At 59.1% G+C, this 11,722-nt stretch carries 10 protein-coding genes; 6 read left to right on the forward strand and 4 right to left on the reverse strand.

Annotated elements, in window-relative coordinates; translation table 11 throughout:
- Window positions 1-86: 86 nt before the first annotated feature.
- Window positions 87-1,049, forward strand: a complete 963-nt coding sequence (locus tag DW937_RS10450; RefSeq protein WP_120120868.1) for a biotin--[acetyl-CoA-carboxylase] ligase — start codon at window positions 87-89, stop codon at window positions 1,047-1,049.
- Between the two features lie 54 nt (window positions 1,050-1,103).
- Here DW937_RS10450 and DW937_RS10455 read toward each other — a convergent pair whose 3' ends face one another.
- The 4 genes from DW937_RS10455 to DW937_RS10470 all read right to left on the reverse strand — a co-directional run bounded on the left by DW937_RS10455 (window position 1,104) and on the right by DW937_RS10470 (window position 5,693).
- Entirely contained in the window at window positions 1,104-2,315 is a 1,212-nt protein-coding gene (locus DW937_RS10455; RefSeq protein ID WP_120120869.1) for a hypothetical protein, read from the reverse strand.
- Between the two features lie 6 nt (window positions 2,316-2,321).
- On the reverse strand, window positions 2,322-2,564 hold the full coding sequence (locus tag DW937_RS10460; RefSeq protein ID WP_044953961.1) for an acyl carrier protein: 243 nt from the start codon (window positions 2,562-2,564) through the stop codon (window positions 2,322-2,324).
- Between the two features lie 187 nt (window positions 2,565-2,751).
- Window positions 2,752-4,224, reverse strand: a complete 1,473-nt coding sequence (locus DW937_RS10465; RefSeq protein WP_120120870.1) for a class I adenylate-forming enzyme family protein — start codon at window positions 4,222-4,224, stop codon at window positions 2,752-2,754.
- Window positions 4,225-4,244: 20 nt separating this feature from the next.
- Window positions 4,245-5,693 carry a class I adenylate-forming enzyme family protein gene (locus DW937_RS10470; protein WP_243111469.1) on the reverse strand — a complete coding sequence of 483 codons (1,449 nt, stop codon included), beginning with the start codon at window positions 5,691-5,693 and terminating at the stop codon, window positions 4,245-4,247.
- 402 nt (window positions 5,694-6,095) lie between these two features.
- Here DW937_RS10470 and DW937_RS10475 point away from each other — a divergent pair, with 402 nt between their 5' ends.
- The 5 genes from DW937_RS10475 to DW937_RS10495 all read left to right on the forward strand — a co-directional run bounded on the left by DW937_RS10475 (window position 6,096) and on the right by DW937_RS10495 (window position 11,346).
- Window positions 6,096-7,211, forward strand: coding sequence for an acyltransferase (locus tag DW937_RS10475; protein WP_120120871.1), 1,116 nt, complete (start codon window positions 6,096-6,098; stop codon window positions 7,209-7,211).
- A 58-nt stretch (window positions 7,212-7,269) separates the two neighbouring features.
- Window positions 7,270-8,061, forward strand: coding sequence for a hypothetical protein (locus tag DW937_RS10480; protein ID WP_097777402.1), 792 nt, complete (start codon window positions 7,270-7,272; stop codon window positions 8,059-8,061).
- A gap of 26 nt (window positions 8,062-8,087) precedes the next feature.
- Window positions 8,088-9,683 (forward strand): glycosyltransferase family 4 protein, encoded by a 1,596-nt coding sequence (locus DW937_RS10485; RefSeq protein ID WP_120120872.1) that lies wholly within the window; start codon window positions 8,088-8,090, stop codon window positions 9,681-9,683.
- Between the two features lie 160 nt (window positions 9,684-9,843).
- Window positions 9,844-10,881, forward strand: coding sequence for a lysylphosphatidylglycerol synthase transmembrane domain-containing protein (locus DW937_RS10490; protein WP_120120873.1), 1,038 nt, complete (start codon window positions 9,844-9,846; stop codon window positions 10,879-10,881).
- 6 nt (window positions 10,882-10,887) lie between these two features.
- A complete protein-coding gene (locus DW937_RS10495) occupies window positions 10,888-11,346 on the forward strand; it encodes a hypothetical protein (protein ID WP_120120874.1) in 459 nt (152 codons plus the stop codon).
- Window positions 11,347-11,722: the final 376 nt, after the last annotated feature.

The raw sequence follows: 11,722 nt of genomic DNA on the forward strand, positions 1-11,722 counted from the left end.
TACGAAACAGCCGTTCAAAATCCTGCAAAAACTTTTATTTTTATGATACAATAGAAGTAGTATAGCACAAAAGGAGGCATTCGGCCATGGCTGTCAGTACCCGTCAGGCACTTTTGCAGGCACTTTCCGCTGCCGGGGGCAGCTACGTTTCCGGCCAGCAGCTGGCCGAGACCCTCGGCGTGAGCCGCGCTGCCGTGCACAAGGCCGCTGCGGCCCTCACGGCCCAAGGGTACGCGCTGGAAGCTGCGCCCCGCCGGGGCTACCGGCTGGCAGGCGGCGACCCGTTCTGCACCGAAGCCATCGGGGACTACCCTGCACCCATCTATTTATATGACACGCTGGAAAGCTCCAACCGCACGGCAAAGCTGCTGGCGCTGGATGGTGCACCCCATGGCACGCTGGTGCTCACCGCCCACCAGAGCGCCGGACGCGGCAGGCTGGGCCGGAGATTTGAAAGCCCGGCAGGCAAGGGCGTTTACTGCTCGGTGCTGCTGCGCCCGGAAATGCCCGCCGCCAATGCCCAGACCGCTACCATCAGCGCCGCGGTGGCGGTCTGCCGTGCCGTGAAAAAGCTCTGCGGGCTGGAGCTTGCCGTCAAGTGGGTCAACGACCTGTACTATCAGGGCAGGAAGGTCTGCGGCATCCTGACCGAAGCGGGGACCGACCTCGAGAACGGACAGCTGGAATGGCTGGTGGTCGGCATCGGGCTGAACCTTACTTCCACCGCCGCCGACTGGCCGGAGGAGCTGGCCCGCAGAGCCGGGAGCCTGTACCCCGGCGGGCCTGCCCCGGTGAGCCGGGCCGCGCTGGCCGGGGCCATTGCCCGGGAGCTGCTGGCCCTCTGCCCCGGCTTTGACTGTCTGGATGAGTACCGCGCCCGGTGCTTTGTGCCCGGCCACTGGGTGACGGTGTGTGCCGAGACCGAGACCTATGCCGCAAAGGCCCTTGCCATCGACGAGGAAGGGCGGCTGGTCATTCAGCGGGAGAACGGCCGGCAGGAGGCTCTGCGCTGCGGCGAAGTGACCACACGGCCTGCACGGACCGAATAAGACGCAAAAAAGCACCCTTTCCTGCCCGGAAAGAGTGCTTTTTATGTTCTGCACTTATGTATCCAGATCCACGGCTTCCAGCACCGTGATGTCCTCTTTTTCAAAGGCGGTGCGGATCATCCCGGCAAGGCCTGGCATTTCGGCCTTGTTCTCGATGCACAGGGTGATGATGCCATTCAGGCTGGAGGCTTCCACACCCATGGAGCCGCCATCCGGCGGGACCCAGACATTGAAGTCTTTGGTGTACTTCTGAAGCTCCTGCGTGGCCGGCAGCAGCGGATTGCCCAGATAGCTGAGCCAGAAATCCGCCGGGACCCCGCTGATGTACTCGCCCATCTGGAACACCCTCTGCTTGATGCGCAGGGGCGCTTTCTGCTGGTCTACCTTGTACACCCAGCTCATTTGCTGGGTCATCTGGCGCAGCTTTGCCTCTGGCTGCAGGGTGCGGAGCACCTCGGCATCCATCTCCGGCACGATGTCCGCAAGGCGGGTGTCATCGTTCAGCTTCACGCTGCTCTGGAAGGAGCACACGCAGTTGTAAAGGGCATCCGGCACGCCCGCTTCCCTGCGGGTATCTGTCGAGTAGGAATACTGGATCTCGTCCTTGCCCAGATAGCTGCGCAGCGCAAGGCTCAGCAGACCGGCCAGCGCTGTAAAGGGCTTGACGCCGTTCTCCACTGCCCGGTCCACAAGGCTCTGCTTGGTCAGCCGCACCCGGGTGCGGCGCATCCTGCCCTCCCATGTCTGCACCACATCCCTCTGCATCGTGCTCTCAGTAGCTGTAGGGGATGGGTATTTTTCCATCATGGCCTCGATGTCATAGGCCGGGCTGCACACGATGGGCGTGTTTGCAAACGCCGTGCCATAGCGCAGGTTGCAGTACTGTTCCAGAATGCGGGTGAGGAAGGGCGACACCCCGTGGCCGTCCATGAGGAAATGATACCAGTCAAAATAGACGGTATCCCCCTCACAGCTCACGCTGAAAAGATAGCCGTTCGTTTCCTCCGGGATATCGCGCTGTGCACTGCCCTGATACACAAGACAGGGGTTCGGGTTCGGCTCCAGAAAAAAGCTCCGCTTTTCCTGCACCAGCTGTACCCGATAGTACGGTGCGGCCGAAAGCGCCGCCTCCAGTGCGCGCTGCAAAAGAGCGGATTCCACCGCATCCTGCAGCGCAAACTGGTACCGGCACAGGATCTTCTCCCGACGGAAGAAATACATCGTTCCCTGAAAGATGTACTCCGTCGAGCGCTGCGACTCATTCATGAACTGTTACCCCGCGTTTGCCGCCAGATAATCCACCAGATCCCCTATGGTCACAAAGTTGCGCAGCTCCTTTTCAGGGATGCGCAGGCCGAAGGTCTCCTCGAGGTCTGCCACAATGGTCAGGATCTCCATTGAGGACAGATCCAGATCGTCCATCAGGACGCTGTTCTCATTCACATCTTCGGGAGAGACCTCGGCAACATCCTCCAGGATGGCCAGGATCTGGGAAATGATCTCTGCTCGTTCCATAGAAATTTTCTTCCTTTCCGTGACGGATAATAGGCACAATCTCCTATGCCTTTCCATAATAATACCCTGATTCTCTCCTGTGCGCAAGGGTTCCGGCAACAAAGCTTTGTTTTTTGTCGGAACTCCTGTTTTCAGTCTGCCGGTCTGCCGGCCCATTTATGCATCCGGGCATTCGATTGCATCCGGATCACTGGCGCAGCAGTTTGCCTGCACCGTTGCGCGGCAGCGGCTCGGTGCTGAACTCCACTGCGCTCATGCGCTTGTACAGCGGCAGGGTGCGGTTTGCCTCGGTGATAAAGTCCCGCACCTGCTGCTGTTTGTCCTCATCGCAATAGACCACCACGCCGATCTTCTTGCCCATCTCTTTTACAACACATTCCTTCACGGCTTCGCACTTGCCCACGATGCCTTCCAGCTCTTCGGGGCTGATGTTCTCGCCGCTGTCCAGAATGATGAGGTTCTTCTTGCGGCCGGTCAGGAAATAGTAGCCGTCCTCGTCCTTGCGGGCCAGATCGCCAGTGTGGAACCAGCCGTCCGCGTCAATGACCTCGGCGGTGGCCTCCGGGTCCTTGTAGTAGCCCAGCATGATGCTGTCGCCGCGCATGCACAGCTCGCCGTCCTCAGCGATTTTGTAGTCCAGATAATCGTTGCCCTGACCCACAGCGCCGATGTGCTTTGCGTCCTGTGCGTAGTTGATGATGCCGTCGCCGCAGGTCTCGGTGCTGCCGTAGGTCTGCACCACGAACATGCCGTGTTCCGCCATATCCAGCATCACCTGCGGGTCGAACATGGCAGAGGAGCAGATGGGCACCCACAGCTCACCCAGACGGTCCTTGCGGCCGCGCATCACATCGTGGTGGAGCGAGTTCATGATGACCGGCACCACCGCCATGGCCTGACTGGGCATCCGCTTTACCTCTTTATAGAAGTTGCGGATGTCGCTGCTGACGTTCAGCGCCCAGCCTGCGTGGGCCCAGGAGAACAGGCAGATGAAAGCGCCAAGATGGAACATGGGCAGCACGGTGTACTGGCTCATGACGAGGTCCGGTTCGTGCTTATACGCCATCATGTGCTCACCGATCTGGGTGTGGGCACGCATCACCGAGAAGAAATTCTTCTCGCTCAGCATCACGCCCTTGCTGCGGCCCGTGGTACCGGAGGTGAACATCAGGATCATCAGGGCTTCGTGGTCGATGCAGCGGGTCAGCTGCGCAGGCTCATAGCTTCGGAAGCCATCCATGGGGCGGAGGATATCGCCGTAGGCAGCCTTGAGCTGGTCGTTGAAGCCGTAGTCGTCGCCGTCGGTCAGGATGGCGTCCGGCTCCACAAGGCCCAGCTCGTAGCTCAGCTCGTCCCAGCTCTTGCGCTGGTTCAGCAGCACCAGCACCGCACCGGCCGCCACCACGCCAAAGGTGTTCACGGCATACTCGTAGCTGTTCTTGGTGAGCAGGCAGATCTTTTTGCCCTTGATCTCCGGGATGGTGGACTGGAAGTAATTCACCGCCTTGCGGATATCTTGCACATAATCCTTATAGAGGATGGTGGTCACGGCATCGTTTGCGGTGTCGTAGAAGCGGAAGGCCACATTATCCTTGAAGCGGTCTTCCATGTTGATGGTGATAAGGTCGTAGACATTATCCAGCACTCTGATCTTACGCATTGTTCTGCTTCCTCCTGTGTTCAGCGCAGCAGTTTTCCCATGGCGTTGCGGGGCAGCGGCTGTGCGCTGAGCTCCGGCACCATGCGCTTGTACAGCGGCAGGCCGCGGTTGACCCCGGTGACGAACTCCTTCACAGTTTCCTGCTTTGCAGGGTCACAGTAGATGACAGCGCAGATCTTTTTGTCCTTTTCCTTCACGATGCACTCCTGAATGTCCGCACAGGGTACCAGCAGCTTTTCCAGCTCCTCGGGACTCACGTTCTCGCCGCTGTCCAGAATGATCACGTTCTTCTTGCGGCCGGTCAGGTACATGTAGCCATCCTCTTCCACCCGGGCAATGTCGCCGGTATGGAACCAGCCGTCTGCATCGATGACTTCTGCAGTGCCTTCCGGGTCCTTGTAGTAGCCCAGCATGATGGGGTCGCCCCGCATGCACAGCTCGCCGTCGTCCAGCTTGTATTCACAGCTGAGGTCCACGTGGCCCACGCTGGTCAGGTACTTTGCCTCCTGCGAGGAGTTCCATGCGCCGTCGCCGCAGGTCTCGGTCAGGCCGTACATCTGGGCCACAAAGAAGCCCTTCTCCATCATATCACTCAGAATCTTGGGGTCGAACATGGCAGCGCCGCAGGTCAGCACGCACAGGCCGTTCAGGCGGTCGCGGCGGCCCTTCATCACGTCGCTGTAGATGCTCTTCAGCAGCACCGGCACCACCGCCATCACCTCGCTGTGCATGGCACCCAGATCACGGTAGAAATACTTCAGGTTGTTGCACAGGTTGATGGAGTGGCCGGTGATACTCCACGAAACAAGGCTGGTCATGGCGGAGATGTGGAACATGGGCAGAGCGGACAGGGACGAGAACTCGTCGGTGTTCCAGCCCGTGTACTTCTTCACATCGTCAAAGGGGTCCAGAAAGGCCGGCATGGCGCTGAACAGGTTCTTCTGGCTCAGCATAACGCCCTTGCTGCGGCCGGTGGTGCCGGAGGTGAACATGATAAAGGCCAGAGCAGAGAGGTCCTCCACCTCGGTCACGTCCTCGGCAGGCTCATAGGCCGCAAAGACATCCATGGGCTTCAGGATGCTGCCGTAGGTCTCAGCGAGGGCAGGCTCCCGCTCCGCGAACTCGCCATCCTGCAGGATGCACACCGGCTCGGTGAGGCCCAGCTCATAGGAGATGGCATCCCAGTCCTTGCCAAGGTTCAGCGGCACAGCCACGGCTCCGGCAATGACCGTGCCGTACATGCAGATGACATACTGGTAGCTGTTGCGGGCCAGGATCGCCACACGCTTGCCGCGCACGTCGCCATACTCTGCACGCAGGAACGCCACGAACCGGCGCAGATCCTGGGCATACTGTGCGTAGTGCACCTCGGCCACGCCCTGCTTTTCTTCATCATACCAGCGCAGAGCCACACGGTCTGCAATGTTGGTTTCCATATTGCAAAGTGACTGATACAGCGATGTAATCATTTTTCTGCCTCCATTTTTATCATCCGATCCGGCGCTCCTGTGTAGGCCAACACAGATCCTTCCAGTCATTTCCAACTGTGCCCAGTATACAATAAGACTTGTGTCAATGCAAGAGTTTTGCAACATTTAATTTCCAATATTGACAATAAAATCTTGCGCATCATGTCGTTTCCAGATGCAAAATCTGCCTTTCGTTGCGAAGCCACCCTGCCTGTGCTATGCTTTTATTGCAGGCTGCAATGTATCCTCCGCCCGCCGGACCGCAATTCAAAATTGACAGTCTGTGCAAAAAGCATTATACTGGGTTTATATCCATACAAAATTTTATCTTTTTCATTCAAAATCTACGCATTGTGCGGCGTCCGGCTCTGATGGAATGTCCCGCGCAAGGAAGGAACCTCCATGGAAGGAACCAAGCCCCGCACCGCCAGCTCCATCGGCATGTTCGACATGCTCAAGGGTGCCGGTATGCTGACCATCGTTTTTGCGCATACCGCCGAGCTTTATCCCATGCAGGCGGTCAGCGGCCTGTCCCTGACCGCGTTTTTCCCGTTCATCTACCGCGAAGCGCTGATGTCCGCCTTTTTTATTGCCAGCGGCTACGGCTTCCGCAAGCGCTCTATCCACAAGTGCATCCACCAGCAGCTCAAAAGCCTGCTCAAACCCTATGCTTACACGGCGCTGTTCACCTGCGTGCTGCACTTTATCATTCATTATAGGACGTTCCATTACCTGCCCGGCACCATCGGCGAGTCTATCAAAGTCACCGGCGGCTTTCTGCTGGGCCTGCCCCACACGGCCGAGTATTTCGGGCAGGAGTTCTTTTCCTGCGGGCCGATGTGGTATCTGCTGGCGCTGATGGTAGGCTGGGTGCTGCTGGATGTGATCCTGAACATCTTCCCGGAGCGCTATGTTCCATGGGCTGTGGCAGGCTGCGTCCTGCTGGGCTGGGGCGCGAGCCTCGTGTGGGAACTGCCCTTCTGCCTGATTCAGGGTGCCGTGGTGGTGCCCTACCTCTATATCGGCTTCCTTGCCAAAAAGAAGCATCTGCTGGACGAGCCCCTGCCGCCCAAAGTCTTTGTCGGGCTGCTGGCCGCCACAGCACTCATTGCCGTAGGCTCTCTTGCTACCCGCACCACCGACTGCATCTCGCTGGCCGAGTGGTCACTGGGGCCGCTGAGCATCTTTCTGGACGGTGCTGCAGGGCTGCTTTTCATCCGGCTGTTCATGCGGCTCAGCCATGGCCATGGCCCCATCGTGCACTTTCTGGAAGCGGTGGGCCGCCGTTCGCTGAACATTTTCTGCGTACATACCGTGGAGATCATCGCTATTCCGTGGTATCTGATGGTAGCAAAGTTCTCTGCGCAGCCGGTGCTGGGCATGTGGCTGCAATATGCCATCGCTCTGGGCTCTATCTGGCTGGTGTGTGAGCTGCTGCGTGTACGCCGCGCACTCATCATCCGATTTTTCCCTGCACAGCGCAGAACGCCCGCCGTGCACTATACCTCCCGGCACTGACATGTTTTTCCGGCTGCTGCGGTGCAGCCCATCATAAAAGTAAGAGGAGAATCCGGTTATGAACAACGATGCCCCCGAGACCCTTGCTGCGGCCCGCAGCCGCGCTGCTGACTTGGAACAGCAGCTCAAGCTCTCTGACGAAGGTGTATCCCGGCTGGCACAGCGGTGTCTGGAGCTGGAACAACAGGTGCTGAACTATCAGGCCGCACTGGCAAGGCACGGCAGCGACAACGAGCCTGCCGCCCTCACCCTGCCACAGCTGTTCTACGATTCCGGCTCCGGCTATTCCCCGCGGGAATGCCTGACCGTTGCCGAGGACGCCTACGACGAACTGACCCACGAGGTCTCTGCGGTGTTCACCCTGCCCACGGATGCCCGTGCGCTGCGGCTGGACCCCGGTGAGCTGGCCTGCTGCGTGACTGACCTGAGCATCTCGGACGAGCGGCTGGAATGCCGCGCCATGAACGGCATCCAGCTGCAGGAAGACTGCCTGCTGTTTCTGGATGTGGACCCCAACCTGACCGTGCGCAGCACCGTGCCCTTTGCGGCCGGGATGAAGTTTGCCGTGACCTATCATTACTATCCGCTGGGCCGCTTCCAGCACGAGCAGCCCGGCAAGGCCCTGCTCAGCGCGTTGAATACCATCAAGCTTCAGGCTGAGGCCGAAAAGAACGATGTTCTGGAACAGCTGCAGGCCGCCCTTGCCGAGAACACCCGGCTGAACAATCAGCTGGCGGAACTGCAGAGCAGCCGTGCTGCTTATGAAGATTCGCTGGAAAACCTGTACGAGAGCAGCAGCTGGCGGCTTACCGCACCGCTGCGTGCTTTGCGCCGCCTGCTGCGCGGCTGAATTGGATCGCTAAAGGAGTTGTCAACATGTACAGCAGTTACAGCACCCTGCAGCGTAAGCAGCTGACGAAGCAGGTTTATACCGATACCCAGAGCACCTATCTGCTGGTGTATGCACCGGGCCGTCATCAGGCGCTGGAGCACGCACTGGAAAACCAGCTGCACCGCAAGTTCCGGCTGGTGACGGAGCTGGCCCCCGCCCTGACCGACTCGGTGGAGGGCGTGCTGCTGGTCAGCGAAGATCTGGAGTGCACCTCCACCGCCCTGACCTATTTTGCCGCCGCCCTGCGCACCGGTGCCGACCTTGTGGTGTGTGATGCCGCCTTTGGCTTCGATGGCTCCACCGCCCTTTATCTGAGCACCCAGCACATCCCGTGCAGCCGCTGCGCCATGGTATCGCGGAAGCTTCTGGACCGGGTGCGCGCCGCTGCGCGCGGCAGGGACAGCGTGACCGAGCTGCTGCGCCTTGCCACCGCCATGGCGGAAAACTGCCGCCGCATCCCGCAGTCTTTGCTGCACTTCCGGCGGGAGCTGTGTGCCGACGATGTGTTCTCTGCCTCCGGAAAGCGTGCTTTGATCCTGAGCCACGAGCTGACCATGACCGGTGCGCCCATCGTGCTGACAAGTGCCGTGCCGGTGCTGCGCAGCATGGGCTTTGAAGTGGTGGTGCTTGGCCCTGCGGACGACGGCTCGCTGCCGCTGTTTCTGGATGCCGGTGCCGCCGTAGTGACCCGCAGCGACTGCGTGATGAACTCGTCGCTGTGGGGCCTTGCCACCAGTGCCGATTTTGTGCTGGCCAACACCGTGGTAGAGGCTGCCGCCGTGAGCACCCTGAACGGCTCCTTCGTGCCGGTGCTGTGGTGGCTGCACGATGCCTTTGCAGGCTACCCGTTCATTGCGCACAAGATTCCCAAAACATTGGGCTCCAATGTGCATGTGTGCGCCGTAGGCTCCCACGCCACTGCCGCCATGCACTCGGTGCGGCCGGACTTCAGCATTGAACAGCTGATCTACGGTCTGCCAGACTATGCGCAGGAAAGCTTCCCGCCCTACGATATCAGCTATGCCGGCGGCAGGCCGCTGTTCGTGACCGTAGGTTCCTTTGAGCCGCGCAAGGGTCAGGATATTTTCTGCAACGCCATCCGCCTGCTAAAGCCCGAGGTGCGCCAGAAGGCTGCTTTCCTGTTCGTGGGCAAGGCGGCGGACAAGAGCCTGAAGAACGCCGTGGATGCACTGGTGGAGGACTACCCGGACACCGTTTTCTACCGCAAGCGTCTGGAACGGCCCGAGATCAAATCCCTGATGGATCAGTGCACCTGCGTGGTATGCGCTTCCCGCGATGATCCCATGCCAACCTTCGTCACCGAGGGCCTGATTTTCGGCAAGCCCTCCATCGTGTCGGAGCACACCGGCACCGCCGGGCTGATCACCGAGGGCGTGGACGGCTTTGTATACAAAGACGACGACCCGGATCAGCTGGCAAAGGTGCTGGAACATGCTATCCTGCATCCGGAACAGCTGGCCGCCATGAAAGCTGACTGCCGGAAAATGTACGAGAAATATTATTCCAACGAAGCCTATGTTGCCACCCTGACACGGCTGGTGAACGAATCAACAGGCTAAAAACAAGATAAAGGCAAGGGTCGATGCGTGCATCCGCCCTTGCCTTTTTATCATTCCATCAAAATTGCACAAGAAAATTCCAGTTCCGTTCACAAAGACACAGGCCGCGTGTGTTATACTTTTATCAAATCATTCCGCCTGAAAGGAGCCTGTTCTCTCTATGAGCCAACCCGCCTCTGCCGCACCTTCCCGCAAAAAGACAGTGATCTCGCTGCTGGTGCTCGCCGCACTTACCGGCATCATCGTGCTGCTGTTCAAGGACCAATGGGCCGAGATCACTGCAGCGCTTTCGCAGCTGTCCGCATGGCAGGTGCTGGTGGTGCTGGCCATCGGCCTCAGCTACCCGCTGCTGGAGGGGTGCGTGGCGTGGGTCATCGTGCGCAGCCGCATCCCGGGCTTCAGGCTCTGGCAGGGCATCGATACCGCGTGGTGCGGCACCTTTGGCAATGTGGTCACACTGGGCGCAGGTGCAGTGCCGGTGCAGACATGGTATCTGCACCGCTGCGGCCTGCCGGTTGGCCCGGGCGTGGGCCTGATGACCCTGCAGTACGTGTTCCACAAATCCGCCGTGCTGCTGTACGCCACGGTGATGCTGCTGGTTCAGCACAGATGGCTTGCCGCCAACACCACCGGTGTGATGAATTATCTGCCCATGGCATACGCTGTAGTGGCGGCCATCATTGTGGTGCTGGTGCTGGTGTGCGTATCGCCGCTGGTGCAGGACCTTGCCCGCTGGCTGATGCGTCTGCTGCCCAAAACGGAAAAATGGCAGCAGCGCCGCGCCGACTGGCAGCAGCAGCTGGATGTTCTGGGCGAGGAGAGCCGCCGTCTGCTGGCAGATAAGCCCCGCTGCGCCGAAATTCTGGCATTGCAGGCGGTCAAGCTGTTCGGGCTGTTCTGCCTGCCTTACCTGTGCATCCGGTTCATGGGGCTTTCCCCTCTGAGCTTTTTGCAGGTGCAGCTGCTCACCAGCCTGATGCTGTTTTTGTCCAACGCCCTGCCCAATGTGGCCGGCATGGGCTCCATCGAGACGGCATTCCTGCTGGTGTTCGGCAGCTTTCTGGAGCGCGGCGAGGTGATGAGCGTGATGATGCTCTACCGCATCGCCAGCTATTATGTGGTGTTCGCCGCCAGCGCCGTGGGCTTCTTCATCGCTCAGCGGCATCTGACCGATCTGGAGCCGCCAAAGGAGGATTGACCCGCCATGAAAGATAAGAGCATCCTGTCCCGGTTCGGCATTGTCATTTTAGTGCTGCTTGCACTGGTGCTGATCTTTCCTTCCGCAAAAGTCGACCTTGCATCCGGGATCAAGGCCAGCACACAGGCCAGTGTCCGGGTGGAGCACATTCAGAACTTTGCCCGCTCCGCAGAGATGGATGTTCAGCTGCTTTCTGCCGACGACCCTGCCTATCAGCAGATCGCAAACGTGCTTTCCGGCCTTACCTGCGTCAAGCGGTTCAACCAGCAGTATTCCTCCTACAGCCACGAATACCCGGTGGATTCCGTCACTGTGAGCTACTACGATGATGCCGAAAACAATAACCTCCTGTTCACCGTCTACTCCGATGGCACCGCCATCGTGAACAGCCAGTTCGTGAAGATCAAAACGCCCAAGGGCGGCGCGGAGGAAGTGTATCAAAAGCTGGCGGAGATCGTGAAGTAAAACTCCTTCCGTCTGCTCGCTGCACTCGCATCCACCTCCCTCAATGAGGGAGGCTTTGGCAAAACCGTAAAGTTTTCCGCACTGCCAAGGGCTCCCTCTTTGAGGGAGCTGGCATGGCATCAGCCATGACTGAAGGAGTTAAAAACAAAAAACGGGGCACGCAGGTGGTCAAGCTGCATGTCCCGTTTTTGTTTTTCTTTTGCACTTGGTGCGGTACCAATCACACCGAATGCCGCGCATCGAGCCGTGGGAGCAAACTAAAACCACAGCTCACTTGAAAAAAGAGAATGGAATGGAGGAATTGGCGTTTGCGCAGCAATGAAAGCCCCAGTGGGGCTTTTAAGCCACAAAGCGGTCTTGCGTAAGCAAGATGGAG

Origin of the sequence: Faecalibacterium sp. AM43-5AT (assembly GCF_003603345.1) — a bacterium.
Lineage (GTDB): Bacteria > Bacillota > Clostridia > Oscillospirales > Ruminococcaceae > Faecalibacterium > Faecalibacterium taiwanense.

Bases quoted from the DNA above. Each gene is read 5' to 3' on its own strand.
- DW937_RS10450 (WP_120120868.1), top strand. From the start codon at position 87: ATGGCTGTCAGTACCCGTCAGGCACTTTTGCAGGCACTTTCCGCTGCC.
- DW937_RS10455 (WP_120120869.1), bottom strand. From the start codon at position 2,315: ATGAATGAGTCGCAGCGCTCGACGGAGTACATCTTTCAGGGAACGATG.
- DW937_RS10460 (WP_044953961.1), bottom strand. From the start codon at position 2,564: ATGGAACGAGCAGAGATCATTTCCCAGATCCTGGCCATCCTGGAGGAT.
- DW937_RS10465 (WP_120120870.1), bottom strand. From the start codon at position 4,224: ATGCGTAAGATCAGAGTGCTGGATAATGTCTACGACCTTATCACCATC.
- DW937_RS10470 (WP_243111469.1), bottom strand. From the start codon at position 5,693: ATGATTACATCGCTGTATCAGTCACTTTGCAATATGGAAACCAACATT.
- DW937_RS10475 (WP_120120871.1), top strand. From the start codon at position 6,096: ATGGAAGGAACCAAGCCCCGCACCGCCAGCTCCATCGGCATGTTCGAC.
- DW937_RS10480 (WP_097777402.1), top strand. From the start codon at position 7,270: ATGAACAACGATGCCCCCGAGACCCTTGCTGCGGCCCGCAGCCGCGCT.
- DW937_RS10485 (WP_120120872.1), top strand. From the start codon at position 8,088: ATGTACAGCAGTTACAGCACCCTGCAGCGTAAGCAGCTGACGAAGCAG.
- DW937_RS10490 (WP_120120873.1), top strand. From the start codon at position 9,844: ATGAGCCAACCCGCCTCTGCCGCACCTTCCCGCAAAAAGACAGTGATC.
- DW937_RS10495 (WP_120120874.1), top strand. From the start codon at position 10,888: ATGAAAGATAAGAGCATCCTGTCCCGGTTCGGCATTGTCATTTTAGTG.